We start from the raw sequence: 16,061 nt of genomic DNA on the forward strand, positions 1-16,061 counted from the left end.
GATCGGGAGCAGAGGTAAGGGGCGACCGCCCAGGCGGTCGCCCCTTACGCCCACGCAGCGTGCCGCCCCGTTCAGAACCGGGCGCGGGTCGCCTCCAACAGACGCACGACCGACTCGTCCGCCACGTCGGCCACCTCGTCGTAGGCGAACCAGCGCAGATCGAGGGACTCGTCGCTGATCGCCTCGACGGCACCGGCCGGGGCGAGCGCCGCGTACTGGACGTCGAGGTGCCAGGCGCACGGCGTCTGGTGGCGGTCCAGGCGCACCGGACCACCGGGCAGCAGGGTCAGCCCCGCGACGCCCGACTCCTCCGTCGCCTCGCGCAGCGCGGCGTCCGCCAGCGTGGCGTCGACCGGCTCGCAGTGGCCGCCCATCTGCAGCCACATCCGCAGCTTCCTGTGCAGGGTGAGCAGCACCCGGCCCCGCACCGGGTCGATCACCAGCGCACTCGCCGTGATGTGGCCGTCCCCGCAGGCCTTCCACATGCCGTCCGGGTGCGCCTCCAGGTGGCTCAGATAGGCCTGGCGCAGCTCCTCCTGGCCCTCGTACTCCTTCAGGACGAGGACCGCGTCGTCGTACAGGCTCACTCGGTGCCGTCGCCCTCTGTCTCGCCGTCGTCCTTCTTGCGCAGGTCGGGCTGGCCCCCGGAGCCGGAGCCGGTTCCGGGGTCGCTCGCGGCCTCGCCGAGCAGCTTGTCCAGCTCGGAGAAGTCCAGCTGCTCGCGGTGCACGAAGCCGTCCGGGTCGTCCAGGTCGCTCGCGGTCGGCAGCATGTCCGGGTGGTGCCACAGCGCGTCCCGGCCATCGACCCCGCGCGCGTCCGCGAGCGAGGCCCACAGGCGGGAGGCGTCGCGCAGCCGGCGCGGGCGCAGCTCCAGACCGATCAGCGTGGCGAACGTCTGCTCCGCCGGGCCGCCGGTCGCACGGCGCCGGCGCAGGGTCTCGCGCAGGGCGTCGGCGGACGACAGACGCGGCTTCGCGGCCGCGTGGACCACCGCGTCCACCCAGCCCTCGACGAGCGCCAGGGCGGTCTCGAGCCGGGCCAGCGCGGCCTTCTGCTCGGGCGTGTCCTCGGGCTGGAACATGCCCTGCTGCAGGGCGTCCTGCAGCTGCTCCGGATTCTGCGGGTCGAACTGGCCGACCACGTCCTCCAGTTTGGCCGTGTCGACCTTGATCCCGCGTGCGTAGCCCTCGACCGCGCCGAACAGGTGCGAGCGCAGCCACGGCACGTGCGCGAAGAGGCGCTGGTGAGCGGCCTCGCGCAGCGCCAGATAGAGCCGCACCTCCTCCTGCGGGACACCGAGGTCCTTGCCGAAGGCCTCGGCGTTCGCCGGGAGCAGCGCGGCCTTGCCCGCCGGACCCAGTGGCAGGCCGACGTCCGTGGAGCCCACGACCTCGCCCGCGAGCACGCCGACGGCCTGTCCGATCTGCGTGCCGAACATGGCACCGCCCATCGAGCGCATCATGCCGATGAGCGGGCCCGCCATGGCCTGCATCTCCTCCGGCAGGACATCGCCCATGGCGGCGCCGACGCGCTCGGCGACCGGGTCGACCAGCTCCTGCCAGGCGGGCAGGGTCGCCTCGACCCACTCCGCGCGCGACCAGGCGACCGCGGACGCGGAGCCCGACGGCAGGGACGTCGCGTCGTCCAGCCACAGGTCGGCCAGGCGGACGGCCTCGTCGACCGCCTTGCGCTCGGCCGGCCCGACACTCGCGTCCTTCGTGCCGTCCGGCGCGCCCTGGGCGACCGTCTGGCGGGCGATCTGCTTGGCCATGTCCCAGTTCACCGGGCCGCCCTCGTAGGAGAGCATCTGGCCCAGCTGCTGGAAGGCGGCGCCCAGGTCCGTTGGGTTCAGGGAACCGAACATGGCTGCGAACGGATTGTCGGCGCCCGGGCCGCCAAAGCCTCCGGCTCCGGGCATGCCGCCGAAACCGAACGGATTGGCCGGTCCCTGCTCACCGCCGCTCTGCTGGTCCTTCTTCTTGCCCTCGTCGCCGTCTTCCGGCTCCTCCGGCGGAAGGCCGAATCCGAATGGGGTGTCACTCACGGGATTCCTCGGCTGGTAAGGCCACCGGTTCTCTCCGGCGGCGCGGCTGCCCGACGTCACCACCCAGCGTAGACACCCGGACCCGATCGGGGCTCGGTGCTTCGCCCACGGAAGGCCTGCGGCAGGATGGATACACCTGGTACGCACGCGTCACACGCGCTCGTACTGAAGACAACCGCTGGAGACGCCCGGTGAGTTCCCCAGATCCACAGGTTCGCGCAGCGCGAAACCCCTCAACCCCTCCCGGCGTGCGCGGGCCCGTCGTCGCGGTCACCGGCGCCGCCGCCGGGATCGGCGCCCTGCTCACCGAGCGGCTCGCCGCATCCGAGGAGATCAAGCAGGTCATCGCCATCGACGAGCGGCGCGGGGAGTGCGCCGACGCCCAGTGGCACATCCTCGACGTCCGCGATCCGGCGATCGCGGACAAGCTGCGGGGCGCGGACGTGGTCGTGCACCTCGCGCTCGACCTCGATCTGGAGACCGATCCGGCGGCCCGCACGGCGTACAACGTCCGGGGAACCCAGACCGTGCTGACGGCAGCGGCGGCGGCCGGTGTGCACCGGGTGGTGCTGTGCACCTCGGCGATGGTCTACGGGGCACTGCCGGACAACGAGCTGCCCCTCTCGGAGGACGCCGAGCTGCGGGCGACGGCCGAGGCCACGGGCGTCGGGGACCTGCTGGAGATCGAGCGGCTCGCCCGGCGGGCGCCGCGGGCCCACCCGGGCCTGAACGTCACCGTCGTGCGGCCCGCCGTTCTGGTCGGGGGCACGGACACGGCCCTGACCAGGTACTTCGAGTCGCCTCGGCTGCTGGTGGTGGCCGGGTCGCGGCCCGCGTGGCAGTTCTGCCACGTCGAGGATCTGTGCAGCGCTCTGGAGTACGCCGTTCTCGAGAAGGTCGACGGGGAGCTGGCCGTCGGCTGCGACGGGTGGCTGGAGCAGGAGGAGGTCGAGGAGCTGAGCGGGACCCGGCGGATGGAGCTGCCGTCCGCGGTCGCGCTGGGCGCGGCGGCCCGGCTGCACCGGATCGGGCTCACGCCGTCCCCGGCGGGGGACCTCGCCTACACGATGTATCCCTGGGTGGTCAGCGGCAGCCGGCTGCACGACGCCGGATGGCGGCCGAAGTGGACCAACGAGGAGGTCCTCGCGGAGTTGCTGGAGGAGGTCTCCGGGCGGCACACGGTGGCCGGGCGGCGGCTCGGGCGCAAGGACGCGACCGCCGCGGGCGCGGCGGGGGCGACGGTGGCACTGCTGGGCGCGGCGGCCGTCGTACGGCGTGCCCGGAAGGCTCGCCGGCGGGTGTGACGCGAGGGCATCACGGGCGTGTGGCGCGAGGGCCTCGCCGGCGTCTGACGCGAGGGCGCGCTGTAGGAGGCTCCAAACCCGCCCGCGCGCGTGCCTGGTGAATCTCGTATTCCCGGTGTCGCGGGCGTGCGGCACGATGGGGGTATGGCACACGCGAACGAGCACCCCGGTGAGCAGGCGGCACAGGATCCCATCAAGCTGATCGGCATCCGGGAGACCGCGCTCTCCGTGGACGAGGTGTTCCAGGCGGTCGGGGACGCGGCGGCCGGGGGCATCGCGCTGTTCGTGGGCACCGTGCGCAACCACGACGGGGGCGCCGACGTGGACGGGCTCGGGTACTCCTGCCATCCCAGTGCCGAGGCCGAGATCCGGCGGATCGCCGAGAAGGTCGTCGCGGACCACCCGGTGCGCGCGCTGGCCGCCGTCCACCGGGTCGGCGACCTGCGGATCGGGGACCTCGCGGTGGTGGTCGCCGTCGCCTGCCCACACCGGGCCGAGGCCTTCACGGCCTGCCGGAGGCTGATCGACGACCTCAAGCACGAGGTGCCCATCTGGAAGCACCAGAAGTTCTCCGACGGCACGGAGGAGTGGGTCGGCGCCTGCTGACCCCGTCGGGGGACCGCGCCGAAAGCCACGTCGGCGCACGGCGCCGATCCGGAGGCCTGCGCCGAACCCTGCCTGCGCCGCCCTCCCCCGACCGACCGGTGCCGACCGGTGCGAATCCGTTCCCCCGTTTCGCGCCGCCTCCGTGGAAGAGGTCCGCGCCGATCCGGGCAAATGGGTCACAACGGGCACATCCGTCCCTCCGGTTGCGTAACCGGACCCCTCGCGTGAGCGTTGTCAGTGGGGCTGGTTAATCTGCTGATCAGTCAGTTGCGGACGCTCATGGGGTTGGGAGGTCGGCATGGCGGCGCTCGTCTGGTTGCTGATCCCGCTCGTGGCCGCGATAGCGGCCGGAGTGTGGGGCGGTTGGGCCAATCGGACCCGCAGGGTGCGCGGTGACGGCCCCGAGCTGGACGGGTACGCCCGCTTCCGCGCGGCCATGGAGAAGACCGACTCCGGTGCGCGCGGCGCCTGACCCCGGCGCCCTGACGGTGCGCTGACAGAGGCGTCCCGTACTGTCGTGCCATGCCACGCCGCACCGCGACGATGCTCGCCTCCACCCTGATGCTGATCGCACTCCTGTGCGCCGGGGTGCTCATCCCCGTGCCGTACTCGGAGATGTCTCCCGGCCCCACCGTGAACACGCTGGCGGAGCACGACGGCGAGCCGGTGCTGCAGATCTCCGGGCACAAGACGTATCCGGCGAACGGCCACCTGAACATGACGACCGTCCGGGTGACCAGCGCGGACTTCCGGATGAACCTGGTCGAGGCCGTCTACGGCTGGCTGGCGCACGACAGCAAGATCGTGCCGCACGACACGCTCTACCCGGACGGCAAGACGGAGGAGCAGTCCACCCAGGAGAACGCCGAGGAGTTCAGCCAGTCCCAGGAGAGCGCCAAGGTCGCCGCCCTGAAGGAGCTGCACGTCCCCGTGAAGTCCTGGGTGATCGTCTCCACCGTCGTCAAGAACTCCCCGGCCGAGGGCAGGCTGCACGCGGGCGACGTGATCAAGGCCGTGGACGGCACGGCGGTGAAGCAGCCGACCGACGTGGCCAAGCTGGTGACCAAGCACAAGGCGGGGCAGGACGTCGTCTTCACCGTCGTCCCGGCCAAGGAGCAGGCGGCCGCCGAGAAGGCACACAGGACGGCCACCGGGACCCGGGACGTGAAGATCACGACCGCCACGTCCGCCGACAGCGGCGCCAAGCGGGCCATCGTCGGGATCTCCGCCGGGACCGACCACACCTTCCCGTTCACCATCGACATCAAGCTCGCCGACGTCGGCGGGCCCAGCGCCGGTCTGATGTTCGCCCTCGGCATCTACGACAAGCTCACCCCTGGCGACCTGACCGGCGGCAAGTTCGTCGCGGGCACCGGCACCATCGACGACGACGGCACCGTCGGCCCGATCGGCGGCATCGAGATGAAGACGGTCGGCGCGCGCGACAAGGGCGCCCAGTACTTCCTGACGCCGGCCGCCAACTGCGCGGCGGCCGCCAAGGACACCCCGAGCGGCCTCACCCTGGTCAAGGTCAAGACGATCCGGGACGCGCTGGACGCGCTGAAGGACATCCGCAGCGACAACACGGCCGCGCTGCCCACCTGCGCCGCCAAGGGCTGAACGGGCCCGGACACGGCTGGGGGCGCCCGTAGTGCCGGGGCGCCCCCATCGCCGTACCCGCAGCGACCTCAGTCCGCGAACGTGGCGGCCAGCGCCTCCGCGAGGCCCGGCACCAGGGCCGGGCCGGTCAGGACCTCCGTGGCGGAGTCCTTCTCGCGCAGCCGCAGCGCCGACTCGCGGCTGCCGTCCCGCAGCACCGCGACCGTCATGCGGACCTCCTGGCGCTCGGGGTGCTCGGCCACCCACTTGGTCAGCTTCGCCTCGCTGAGGCCCTGCGGCACCTGCGCCTCGGCCGACGGCGGCAGCATCAGGCGCTCCACCGTGAGCGCGCAGCCGACCACCGCGTCGGGCCAGGCGATGGTGCCGAGGAACTCGTCCAGCGGTTTGCCGGACGGGATCTCGTCCTGCTCGATCGGGGTGAGACCGGTGGCCCCGGACTCCTCCCCGAGGCCCAGCTGGGCCGCGAGCGAGGGTTCCTGAACCCGCAGCCGTGCGGTGTCGACGAGGGCGAAGAGGCGGGCGGGCTGGTCCCAGCCGAGGCCGGAGGCGTACTCGTCGATCTCGAGTACGGCCCGGGTGAGCGGGCTCGCTGCCATGGGAGTGTTGGACATGGTCACAATCCTGCCTCGTTCCCGGCCGGAACCGGGAACCGAGTAAGCCGTGAGTAAGTTGCATAGGTGTGGGCCCGAGATCACGGCGGGCCACGGGGGGCCCGCGAACACGAGGGCCTGACGGATCGACAGCGAACATCGAGGTGCGCACCTTGGCTTTCCAGATGCCGGACCGCGGCGGAAGCCCGACGGGGCCGCGGATCAGAGCGGGCCGCCCGTCCCGGCGCGTCCGGACCCTGCTCGTGACACTGGGCGTCCTGGCCGTCCTCGGCATGGCGTTCACCATGTTCGCGGGCTTCTGGACGGACTGGCTGTGGTACCGGTCGGTGCACTACTCGTCCGTGTTCACCACCACTCTGTGGACCAAGATCGGGCTGTTCTGCGTCTTCGGTCTGCTCATGGCGGTCGCCGTCGGCGTCAACATCTGGCTCGCGCACCGGCTGCGGCCCCCGCTGAGCGCCATGTCCATGGAGCAGCAGAGCCTCGACCGGTACCGGATGGGGATCGCGCCGTACAAGAAGTGGCTGCTGCTCGCCGTGACCGCCCTCGTCGGGCTGATCGCCGGCGCCTCGGCGGCCGGCCAGTGGCGGACCTGGCTGATGTGGGTCAACGGCGTGCCCTTCCACCAGAAGGACCCGCAGTTCCACCTCGACGTCGCCTTCTACGCCTTCGATCTGCCCTGGTACCGCTTCCTGCTGGGCTTCGGCTTCGCCGCCGCCGTCCTGAGCCTGATCGCCGCCGCGCTGACCCACTACCTGTACGGCGGGCTGCGCGTCACCAGCCCGGGCGCGCGCGCCACGGCCGCCGCGACCGGGCATCTGTCGGTGCTCCTCGGCATCTTCGTGGCGCTGAAGGCGGTCGCCTACTGGCTCGACCGGTACGGCCTGGCCGTCAAGTCGAGCGACTTCAAGGCGACCGACAACTGGACGGGCCTGCGCTACGTCGACGCCAACGCCTATCTGCCGGCGAAGACGATCCTGTTCTGCATCGCCGTCATCTGCGCCCTGCTGTTCTTCGCCACGCTGTGGCGGCGCACCTGGCAGCTGCCGGTCATCGGCTTCGGCCTGATGGTCCTCTCGGCGATCCTGATCGGCGGCCTCTATCCGGCGATCGTGCAGAAGTTCCAGGTCCAGCCCAACGAGCAGGCCAAGGAAGCGCCGTACGTCCAGAAGAACCTCACGGCGACCCGCGAGGCCTACGGCATCGACGACACCAAGGTCACCGAGTACCCGGGCAAGTCCACCGCCACGGACAAGACCAAGCTCCGCGACGACGTGAACGACGCGGCCGGCATCCGCATCATGGACCCGAACATCGTCTCGCCGACGTTCCAGCAGCTTCAGCAGATGAAGAACTACTACGGGTTCCCGACCAACCTGGACGTCGACCGGTACCCGACCAAGGACGGCAAGGACCAGGACACCGTCCTCGGCCTGCGCGAGCTGAACCTGGACGGAGTCCCGAAGAACAACTGGATCAACGACCACTTCCGCTACACCCACGGCTACGGCGTGGTCGCCGCCAAGGGCACCGAGGCCAACGCCAACGGCGAGCCGGTCTTCACCGAGTACGACCTGCCGTCCAAGGGCGACCTCGGCTCATACCAGCAGCGGATCTACTACGGCGAGAAGACCGGCACCTACTCCATCGTCGGCGGTCCCCAGAAGGAGATCGACTACTCCGACGACAACGGTGACAAGACCACCAGCTACCAGGGCAAGAGCGGGGTCAACCTCGACAACCCGGTCAACCGGGCGGCCTACGCGGTGGCGTTCAACGAGCCCCAGATCCTGTACTCGGGCGCGATCGGCAAGGGATCGCGGATCCTGTACAACCGCACGCCCAAGGAGCGCGTGGAGGCGGTCGCCCCCTGGCTGACCATCGACGGCGACGCCTACCCGGCGGTGGTGAACCACCGTATCCAGTGGATCGTCGACGCCTACACGACCACCAACGGCTACCCCTACGCCTCCCGCACCACTCTCGGTGACACGACGGCCGACTCGCTGACGGCGACGAACAACTCGCGCGCGGTGGTGGCCCAGCAGAACCAGGTCAACTACATCCGCAACTCGGTGAAGGCGACCGTCGACGCCTACACCGGCGATGTCAAGCTCTACGAGTGGGACACCAAGGACTCGGTGCTGAAGACCTGGATGAAGGCCTTCCCCGGCACGGTGCAGCCGAAGAGCGCCATCTCCTCTGACCTGATGGCGCATCTGCGTTACCCGCAGGACCTGTTCAAGGTCCAGCGCGAGCTGCTCACCCGGTACCACGTGACCGACGCGCAGACGTTCCTCACCGGCAGCGGGGTGTGGCAGGTGCCGGACGACCCGACCAACAAGTCGGGCAACGCGGTCCCGCCGTACTACCTGAGCATGAAGATGCCCGACCAGGCCGAGCAGGCGTTCTCGCTGTCGACGACGTTCACGCCCAACGGCCGTTACAACCTGGCGGCGTTCATGTCGGTGGACGCGGAGGCGGGCAGCAGTGACTACGGCAAGATCAGAATCCTGAAGCTGCCGACCAGCACGACCGTCGACGGACCCAAGCAGATCCAGAGCCAGTTCAACTCCGAACAGGACATCGCCGCCGCGATCAAGCTCCTCAAGGGCGGAGATTCGGAGGTCGAGTACGGCAACCTGCTGACGGTGCCACTGGACGGCGGACTGCTCTACGTGGAGCCGGTCTACGTACGCGGTGGCGGACTCAAGTACCCGTTGCTGCGCAAGGTGTTGGTCACCTACGAGGGCAAGACGGCCTTCGAGGACACACTCGGCGAGGCGCTCGACAAGGTCTTCGGTGCGCAGGGCCCGACCACCACACCGCCCGGCACCACCAACCCGCCGCCCTCGTCGAGCAGTCCGACCGTCAGGCAGGCCCTCGACGACGCCCAGAAGGCCTTCGAGGCCGGCCAGAAGGCCCTGCAGCGGCCGGACGGCCCGGACTGGTCCGCCTACGCCGCTGCGCAGAAGGACCTGCAGGACGCGCTCAAGCGGGCCCGGGACGCGCAGGCCGCGGCCGGCGGCGGCAAGAACGCCGACAAGAGCGCCGACAAGAGCGCAGACAAGAACGCCGGCAAGAGCGCCGGTGGCGCCGCTGACAAGGCCGCCGGCGACGGCAAGAGCGGCAGTTGATCAAGCACCCCCCGCGCCGTGGTACGGTTGGATCACAACGGCGCGGGGTGGAGCAGCTCGGTAGCTCGCTGGGCTCATAACCCAGAGGTCGCAGGTTCAAATCCTGTCCCCGCTACTGAAGTCGAAGGCCCGGATCCAAAAGGATCCGGGCCTTCGTGGTGTGCGAACTCATGTACTGCGGGCAACGACGGCCGCGCCGCCGTGGGGAGTTGGCCGGCTTGTGTTTGACTTGTCTCCCTGTGGGCATGTCGACAAAACGCTGAAGTGACCTCACGGGCTGCGGTATACCGGGTGTACCCAGGTTGCAGGTGGTGCGACGATGGATGTTATGGGGGACAAGGCAGCTCTGTTCGAGTCAAGGCGATTTGTGCAGCCTTCCGGTACGGAGCCGGCCCGCGACGAAATGGTGGACATGGGGGAAACCGCCGAGGAGACGCGCCTCGCGCTCGCCGCCCAGAGCGGCGACGCCGAGGCGTCGAGCGTCCTCGGTGCCATGCTGCTGCGCCGTGGTGACCTCGACGGAGCCGAACCCCACCTGCGCGCCGCCACCGCGGACGGCGACCGGGCCGCGGCCAACAACCTGGGCGTCCTGCTGCACCAGCGCGGCTATCCCGACGAGGCGGCCGGCTGGTGGCGGATCGCCGCCGTCGCCGGCTCCGCAGCGGCCGCGCACGCGCTGGGCCGCCACCACCGAGAGCGCGGGAACGAGCCGGCCGCCGAGTACTGGCTGCGCCAGTCCGCCGAGCAGGGCCACGCCCTCGGCGCCTATGCGCTCGCCGACCTCCTGGAGCACCGCGGGGACCCCGGCGCCGAGTACTGGATGCGGGCCGCGGCCGAGCGCGGACACCGGGAGGCCGCCTACCGGCTGGCGCGCGCTCTCGACCACAGGACCGGCCACGAGGACGAGAGCGGCGCCGACAGCACCGTCGACGAGGCCGAGCAGTGGTACCGGCAGGCCGCCGCCCGGGGGCATCGCAGGGCCGCCCTGCACCTCGGGGCGATCCTGGAGAAGCGCGGGCAGCTGAAGGAGGCCGGGCGCTGGTACCTGACCTCGGCCAAGGACGGAGAGGCGCGCGCCGCCTGCGCGCTCGGCTTCCTGCTGCGGGACGCCGGGGACACCGACAGCGCGGCCGTGTGGTGGCTGCGCGCGGCCCAGGACGGCGACGGCAACGCGGCCAACGCGCTCGGCGCGCTGCACGCCGAGCGCGGGGAGACGCAGACGGCCGAGCGCTGGTACCGGGCCGCGCTGGACGCGGGCGACGACAACGGCGCCTACAACCTCGGCCTGCTCTGTGCCGAGCAGGGGCGGACCGCGCAGGCCGAGCAGTGGTACCGGCGGGCCGCCTACGCGGGGCACCGGGAGGCGGCCAACGCGCTGGCCATCCTGCTGCTCCAGGGCGGCGACACGTCCGGATCCGAGCCGTGGTTCTCCAAGGCGGCCGAGGCCGGCAGCGTGGACGCCGCGTTCAACCTCGGCATCCTGTACGCCGGGCGCGGCGAGGAGCGGGCGGCGCTGCGGTGGTACGAGCGGGCGGCCGCGGCCGGGCACACCGAGGCCGCGCTGCAGGTCGGCATCGCGCGGCTGCGCGAGGGCGACGACCGGGACGCCGAACGGCATCTGCGGTGTGCCGCCGGTGGCGGCAGCGCGGAGGCGGCATACCGGCTGGCCACCCTGCTCGACGCGCGCCGGCCGCCGCAGCCCGAGCACGAGCTGGGCGAGGTCGTCCACGAGAAGACCGAGTGCGAGGAGTGGTACGAGCGGGCCGCCTCCCAGGGCCACCGGCGGGCGCAGGTGCGGGTGGGCATGCTCGCCGCCGCCCGGGGCGATGTCGTGGAGGCCGCGCAGTGGTACCGGACGGCGGCCGAGGCCGGCTCGCGCAACGGCGCCTTCAACCTCGGCCTGCTGCTGGCGCGCGAGGGGAGCGAACCGGAGGCGGCCGTGTGGTGGACGCGGGCCGCCGACGCCGGGCACGGCCGGGCGGCGTTGCGGCTGGCCCTGGTCTACGCGCGTCGCGGCGAGCTGGCCGAGGGGCAGAAGTGGGCCCACAGGGCGGTCGCCCTGGGTCCGGCCGAGGTGGCCGAGCGGGCCGGGCGGCTCCGGGACGCGCTGCGCGAGGAGCTGTCGGCATGACGCGCGCCGGCGGGCGTGAGTGACCCCCGCCACCTCGGCCCCCACGGATTTGCTTCTGCGGGACCCCCTCGCGTAGTGTCGTATTCACCGACGCGGGGTGGAGCAGCTCGGTAGCTCGCTGGGCTCATAACCCAGAGGTCGCAGGTTCAAATCCTGTCCCCGCTACTGAAGGCCGAGGGCCGGAATCCAGAGATGGATTCCGGCCCTCGGTTTTTTGTGCCCTGATCTTGCGTGCCCTGTGCGCGCCCGCGGCTCCTTGTCCGCGTGGTTGCCGAGCCCGCGGTTGCGCACGCGAAGAGCCCCGGCGGATGCCGGGGCTCAGGGGAAGCGGGTCGGTTACGCGCCCGTGCAGTCCGGGCACAGCCCGCGGTACGTCACCTCGACGTCCGACACCGTGAAGCCGAAGCGCTCGGTGTCGGGGAGGTCGGCGAGCGGGTTGCCCGTCGGGTGGACGTCGCGGATCGAGCCGCAGCGGGCGCAGACCAGGTGATGGTGCGGCTGGTGCGCGTTCGGGTCGTACCGCTTGGCGCGCTTGTCCGTCGTGACTTCCAGCACCTCGCCGAGGGAGACCAGCTCGCCCAGCGTGTTGTAGACGGTCGCCCGGGAGATCTCCGGCAGCTTCACGACGGCCCGCGCGTGGACCTCGTCGGCCGTCAGATGGACGTGCTCGCCGTTCAGGACCTCGGCCACCACGCGTCGCTGCGCGGTCATCCGCCATCCGCGTCCACGCAGCCGTTCCAGTAGGTCGCTCATAGCCACCAGCCTAACAGCAGGGAAGACCAGGTCGGGAACAGGTGTGAGATTAGATCAATGCCTGACTTAGACGAAGTCTATTGTAGGATCGAGACCGGCTTCGGCCATGGGACAGGACCAGTCAGTAAGGACGCAGGAGGCGCACGTGACGCAGGGACCGCTCACCACGGAGGCCGGGGCGCCGGTCGCCGACAACCAGAACAGCGAGACGGCAGGCGTCGGCGGCCCGGTTCTCGTCCAGGACCAGCTGCTCCTGGAGAAGCTCGCCCACTTCAACCGGGAGCGCATCCCGGAGCGCGTGGTGCACGCCCGCGGCGCGGGCGCCTACGGCACCTTCACGGTGACGGCCGATGTCACGAAGTACACGCGCGCCGCGTTCCTCTCCGGGATCGGCAAGGAGACCGAGGTCTTCCTGCGCTTCTCGACCGTGGCCGGCAACCTCGGCGCGGCCGACGCCGTCCGTGACCCGCGCGGCTTCTCGGTGAAGTTCTACACCGAGGAGGGCAACTATGACCTCGTCGGCAACAACACCCCGGTCTTCTTCATCCGGGACGCGATCAAGTTCCCGGACTTCATCCACACCCAGAAGCGCGACCCGTACACCGGCAGCCAGGAGGCGGACAACGTCTGGGACTTCTGGGGCCTGTCGCCCGAGTCCACGCACCAGGTGACCTGGCTCTTCGGTGACCGGGGCATCCCCGCGTCCTACCGCCACATGGACGGTTTCGGCTCGCACACCTTCCAGTGGAACAACGCGGACGGCGAGGCCTTCTGGGTCAAGTACCACTTCAAGACCGACCAGGGGATCCGGAACCTCACCGCGCGGGAGGCCGAGCTGCTCGCGGGCCGGGATCCCGACTCCCACCAGCGCGACCTGCGCCAGGCGATCGAGCGCGGCGAGTTCCCGAGCTGGACCGTGGGCGTGCAGATCATGCCGGTGGCGGACGCGGCGACGTACCGCTTCAACCCGTTCGACCTGACCAAGGTGTGGCCGCACGCGGACTACCCGGTCGTCGAGATCGGCAGGCTGGAGCTGAACCGCAACCCGCGCAACGTCTTCGCGGAGGTCGAGCAGTCGGTCTTCTCCCCGGCGCACTTCGTGCCCGGCATCGGCCCGTCCCCGGACAAGATGCTCCAGGGCCGGCTCTTCGCCTACGGCGACGCCCACCGCTACCGCGTCGGCATCAACGCCGACCACCTCCCGGTGAACCGCCCGCACGCCACCGAGGCGCGCACGAACGCGCGTGACGGCCGGCTCTACGACGGCCGGCACGGCGCCGCGAAGAACTACGAGCCGAACAGCTTCGGCGGGCCGCGGCAGACCGGCCGCCCGCTGTGGCAGCCGTTCGACGGCTTCACGGCGGGTACGGGTGACCACCCGACGCCCGCGCACGCCGAGGACGACGACTTCGTGCAGGCGGGCAACCTCTACCGGCTGATGTCGCACGAGGAGCAGGAGCGTCTGGTCGCCAACCTCGCCGGCGCGATCTCGCAGGTCTCGCGCGAGGACATCGCGGAGCGCGCGATCGGGAACTTCCGCAACGCCGACGCCGACTTCGGCAAGCGGCTGGAGGCGGCGGTGCGGGCGCTGCGCGGCTGAGCCGGCCGCCGTCGCGGCCGGGCGGGCCGGACCCCGAGGTGCTCCGGGGTCCGGCCCGCTGCGTGCGTCCGGGGCCGTCACCCAAGGTCCATGCGTCCGGGGCCGTCACCCAGGTCCATGCGTCCGGGTCCGTCGCCCAGGTCCATGCGTCCGGGTCCGGCGCCCAGGTCCGTGTGCTCAGTGCATGGGTGCGGGTTCCGATGACGGGACCCAGCAGCGGATGATGTCGCGGACCGAGACGATGCCGGCCACCTGGCCGCCGTCGAGGACGATCAGGTGTCTGAAGCCGCCGTGGGTCATGGCGCGGGCGGCGTCCCGCAGGGTCCAGTCAGGGGAGGCGAAGACGACCTCGGTGGTGGTGTGGGCATGGGTGCGTTCGGTGTCCGGGTCCTGGCCGAGCCCGATGGAATCGAGGATGTCGCGCTCGGTGAGGATGCCGATCCCGCCCGCGTCCGGATCGAGGACCACGGCGGCGCCGACGCGGCGCGCGGACATCAGGGCTGCTGCCTGGCGGAGGGTGTGTGCGGGGCCGACGGTGAGGACCACCGTGCTCATGGCGTCACGGACGAACATGGATGGGGCCACCTCCTGGGGGGTCTCGGAAGCTGTGCGGCCGGGCGCCGGAAGCGCCTGTGCGGCTTTTCACAAGTTCACAAGTGAGGGCAGGTCCCAGAGTGCCAGGCAAAGCACGGGTCAACAAGAGGGCGCGCGACGTCGATCAAGGGCGTGCGGGGGCCCTCTCGGTGCTCATGAGCGCCGGCCGAGATACCCCAGCATCTGTTCGTGGAGCAGGCCGTTCGACGCGGCGGCGTTGCCGCTGTGCGGACCCGGGCGGCCGTCGAGGCCGGTGAAGGTGCCGCCCGCCTCGGTGACGATGACCGCGTTGGCGGCCATGTCCCACAGGGACAGCTCCGGCTCGGCGCACAGGTCGACGGAGCCTTCGGCGACCATCATGTACGGCCAGAAGTCGCCGTACGCGCGCGTGCGCCACACCTGGCGGGTCAGGTCCAGGAAGCCGTCGAGCTGGCCCCGCTCCTCCCAGCCGGACAGCGAGGAGTACGCGAAGGAGGCGTCCGCCAGCTCGCCGACGCGGGAGACGTGGATGCGGCCGGCGGAGGTGAGGCTGCGGCCGGTGAAGGCGCCGTGGTCCTTCACGGCCCACCAGCGGCGGCCGAGGGCGGGGGCCGAGACCAGGCCGACGACGGGCTGGTAGCCGCCCTCGGTCGCCTCCGTCAGCGAGATGAGGGTGGCCCAGACCGGGACGCCGCGCACGTAGTTCTTGGTCCCGTCGATCGGGTCGATCACCCAGCGGCGGGGGCCGGTGCCCTCCACGCCGTACTCCTCGCCGAGGATCGCGTCCCTCGGGCGGGCCCGCTGGAGGTGGCCGCGGATCAGTTCTTCCGCCGCCTTGTCGGCTTCGCTCACCGGCGTCATGTCCGGCTTCGTCTCCACCTTCAGGTCGAGAGCCTTGAAGCGTTCCATGGTGGTGGCGTCGGCGGCGTCCGCGAGGACGTGGGCGAGGCGCAGGTCGTCGAGGTAGTCCGGCATGTCACGAACGGTATCGGTCGCCGCCGGTATGGGGCGACAGGGGGCAGGTGGGCGGGCGTGGCGAGGCGCTCGGGGGGCGCGGCCGCCGGAGCGCGCCCCCCGGTGCACCGCCGCCGGAACGAGGTGACCGCGCGACCGGTCGTGGTGCACCCGGCGGCGCCGCCACCTCGCGCGGCGGGAAGCGGACGCCGTATCACCGCGAACCCTTGACAGTGCATACAAGCGCGTCAAATCTGGGCGCAGAGTTGCTCCGCCCCAGGGAGGCGACGATGCCTGCGGCCCGGGAATCCCTACTGGACGCCGCCTGTACGGCCCTTGCGCGCCGGCCGTGGTCCGCGGTGCGGATGGTCGACGTGGCCGCGGCGGCAGGGGTGTCCCGGCAGACCCTGTACAACGAGTTCGGCAGCAAGGACGGGCTGGCCCGGGCCCTGGTCCGGCGGGAGGCCGACGGCTATCTCGCCGGGGTGGAACGGGCGCTCGGCAGTTCGGCCGAGCCCGCGCAGCGGCTCACCGCGGCGGCCGAGTGGACGGCGGCCGCCGCCCGGGACAACGCGCTGGTCCGGGCCCTGCTCACCGGCAGCTGGAGCGAACGGCTGCCGGCGCCCCCACTGGCCGGCGTGCCGTCCTCCTCGGCGGTGCCCGCGCAGCGGGCTCGCGGCGCGGGGCGTCGGCGCAGGGCGGGGCGCGGCGGCGGGAGACCCGGG

At 71.5% G+C, this 16,061-nt stretch carries 14 protein-coding genes and 2 tRNA genes; 10 read left to right on the forward strand and 6 right to left on the reverse strand.

Annotation, left to right across the window (positions count from 1 at the left end; all coding sequences use genetic code 11):
* Nucleotides 1–71: 71 nt before the first annotated feature.
* Nucleotides 72–587 (reverse strand): NUDIX hydrolase, encoded by a 516-nt coding sequence (locus ABVB68_RS18135; RefSeq protein ID WP_353602083.1) that lies wholly within the window; start codon nucleotides 585–587, stop codon nucleotides 72–74.
* Nucleotides 584–2,047 (reverse strand): zinc-dependent metalloprotease, encoded by a 1,464-nt coding sequence (locus tag ABVB68_RS18140; protein ID WP_353602084.1) that lies wholly within the window; start codon nucleotides 2,045–2,047, stop codon nucleotides 584–586. Before ABVB68_RS18140 ends, ABVB68_RS18135 begins: the two co-directional genes overlap by 4 nt.
* A 191-nt stretch (nucleotides 2,048–2,238) precedes the next feature.
* On the opposite strand from ABVB68_RS18140, the gene ABVB68_RS18145 reads away from it, so the two are divergent.
* The 4 genes from ABVB68_RS18145 (at nucleotide 2,239) to ABVB68_RS18160 (ending at nucleotide 5,577) form a co-directional block, all read left to right on the forward strand.
* A complete protein-coding gene (locus ABVB68_RS18145; protein ID WP_353602085.1) occupies nucleotides 2,239–3,351 on the forward strand; it encodes an SDR family oxidoreductase in 1,113 nt (370 codons plus the stop codon).
* A 144-nt stretch (nucleotides 3,352–3,495) separates the two neighbouring features.
* Entirely contained in the window at nucleotides 3,496–3,957 is a 462-nt protein-coding gene (locus ABVB68_RS18150; protein WP_353602086.1) for a molybdenum cofactor biosynthesis protein MoaE, read from the forward strand.
* A gap of 298 nt (nucleotides 3,958–4,255) precedes the next feature.
* The gene (locus tag ABVB68_RS18155; protein ID WP_353602087.1) at nucleotides 4,256–4,429 is read left to right on the forward strand and encodes a hypothetical protein; all 174 of its coding nucleotides are present in this window, start codon (nucleotides 4,256–4,258) and stop codon (nucleotides 4,427–4,429) included.
* A gap of 50 nt (nucleotides 4,430–4,479) precedes the next feature.
* On the forward strand, nucleotides 4,480–5,577 hold the full coding sequence (locus ABVB68_RS18160) for a YlbL family protein (protein ID WP_353602088.1): 1,098 nt from the start codon (nucleotides 4,480–4,482) through the stop codon (nucleotides 5,575–5,577).
* Between the two features lie 68 nt (nucleotides 5,578–5,645).
* On the opposite strand, the gene ABVB68_RS18165 is transcribed toward ABVB68_RS18160, so the two are convergent.
* Complete coding sequence (locus ABVB68_RS18165) at nucleotides 5,646–6,188, reverse strand: PPA1309 family protein (protein ID WP_353602089.1); 543 nt, start codon at nucleotides 6,186–6,188, stop codon at nucleotides 5,646–5,648.
* 164 nt (nucleotides 6,189–6,352) lie between these two features.
* Here ABVB68_RS18165 and ABVB68_RS18170 point away from each other — a divergent pair, with 164 nt between their 5' ends.
* The 4 genes from ABVB68_RS18170 to ABVB68_RS18185 all read left to right on the forward strand — a co-directional run bounded on the left by ABVB68_RS18170 (nucleotide 6,353) and on the right by ABVB68_RS18185 (nucleotide 11,621).
* The gene (locus ABVB68_RS18170) at nucleotides 6,353–9,325 is read left to right on the forward strand and encodes a UPF0182 family membrane protein (protein ID WP_353602100.1); all 2,973 of its coding nucleotides are present in this window, start codon (nucleotides 6,353–6,355) and stop codon (nucleotides 9,323–9,325) included.
* Between the two features lie 41 nt (nucleotides 9,326–9,366).
* Nucleotides 9,367–9,440 (forward strand) — tRNA-Met (locus ABVB68_RS18175).
* Between the two features lie 204 nt (nucleotides 9,441–9,644).
* A complete protein-coding gene (locus ABVB68_RS18180) occupies nucleotides 9,645–11,456 on the forward strand; it encodes a tetratricopeptide repeat protein (protein ID WP_353602090.1) in 1,812 nt (603 codons plus the stop codon).
* 91 nt (nucleotides 11,457–11,547) lie between these two features.
* A tRNA-Met gene (locus ABVB68_RS18185) sits at nucleotides 11,548–11,621 on the forward strand.
* Between the two features lie 171 nt (nucleotides 11,622–11,792).
* Here ABVB68_RS18185 and ABVB68_RS18190 read toward each other — a convergent pair.
* On the reverse strand, nucleotides 11,793–12,209 hold the full coding sequence (locus tag ABVB68_RS18190; RefSeq protein WP_353602091.1) for a Fur family transcriptional regulator: 417 nt from the start codon (nucleotides 12,207–12,209) through the stop codon (nucleotides 11,793–11,795).
* A 145-nt stretch (nucleotides 12,210–12,354) separates the two neighbouring features.
* Here ABVB68_RS18190 and ABVB68_RS18195 point away from each other — a divergent pair, with 145 nt between their 5' ends.
* A complete protein-coding gene (locus ABVB68_RS18195) occupies nucleotides 12,355–13,809 on the forward strand; it encodes a catalase (RefSeq protein WP_353602092.1) in 1,455 nt (484 codons plus the stop codon).
* Nucleotides 13,810–13,986: 177 nt separating this feature from the next.
* Here ABVB68_RS18195 and ABVB68_RS18200 read toward each other — a convergent pair whose 3' ends face one another.
* Nucleotides 13,987–14,382, reverse strand: a complete 396-nt coding sequence (locus ABVB68_RS18200; protein ID WP_353602093.1) for a CBS domain-containing protein — start codon at nucleotides 14,380–14,382, stop codon at nucleotides 13,987–13,989.
* Nucleotides 14,383–14,556: 174 nt separating this feature from the next.
* Nucleotides 14,557–15,357, reverse strand: a complete 801-nt coding sequence (hisN, locus tag ABVB68_RS18205; protein ID WP_353602094.1) for a histidinol-phosphatase — start codon at nucleotides 15,355–15,357, stop codon at nucleotides 14,557–14,559.
* Nucleotides 15,358–15,626: 269 nt separating this feature from the next.
* Between hisN and ABVB68_RS18210 the strand changes: the two genes are divergently transcribed.
* Nucleotides 15,627–16,061 (forward strand): TetR/AcrR family transcriptional regulator (locus tag ABVB68_RS18210; RefSeq protein WP_353602095.1); only part of this gene is annotated, 435 nt, incomplete at its 3' end.

Source organism: Streptomyces sp. NPDC096012 (assembly GCF_040426375.1).
In the GTDB taxonomy this organism is placed as follows: Bacteria; Actinomycetota; Actinomycetes; order Streptomycetales; family Streptomycetaceae; genus Streptomyces.

Bases quoted from the DNA above. Each gene is read 5' to 3' on its own strand.
- hisN (WP_353602094.1), bottom strand. From the start codon at position 15,357: ATGCCGGACTACCTCGACGACCTGCGCCTCGCCCACGTCCTCGCGGAC.
- ABVB68_RS18160 (WP_353602088.1), top strand. From the start codon at position 4,480: ATGCCACGCCGCACCGCGACGATGCTCGCCTCCACCCTGATGCTGATC.
- ABVB68_RS18165 (WP_353602089.1), bottom strand. From the start codon at position 6,188: ATGTCCAACACTCCCATGGCAGCGAGCCCGCTCACCCGGGCCGTACTC.
- ABVB68_RS18200 (WP_353602093.1), bottom strand. From the start codon at position 14,382: ATGTTCGTCCGTGACGCCATGAGCACGGTGGTCCTCACCGTCGGCCCC.
- ABVB68_RS18180 (WP_353602090.1), top strand. From the start codon at position 9,645: ATGGATGTTATGGGGGACAAGGCAGCTCTGTTCGAGTCAAGGCGATTT.
- ABVB68_RS18190 (WP_353602091.1), bottom strand. From the start codon at position 12,209: ATGAGCGACCTACTGGAACGGCTGCGTGGACGCGGATGGCGGATGACC.
- ABVB68_RS18150 (WP_353602086.1), top strand. From the start codon at position 3,496: ATGGCACACGCGAACGAGCACCCCGGTGAGCAGGCGGCACAGGATCCC.
- ABVB68_RS18170 (WP_353602100.1), top strand. From the start codon at position 6,353: ATGCCGGACCGCGGCGGAAGCCCGACGGGGCCGCGGATCAGAGCGGGC.
- ABVB68_RS18155 (WP_353602087.1), top strand. From the start codon at position 4,256: ATGGCGGCGCTCGTCTGGTTGCTGATCCCGCTCGTGGCCGCGATAGCG.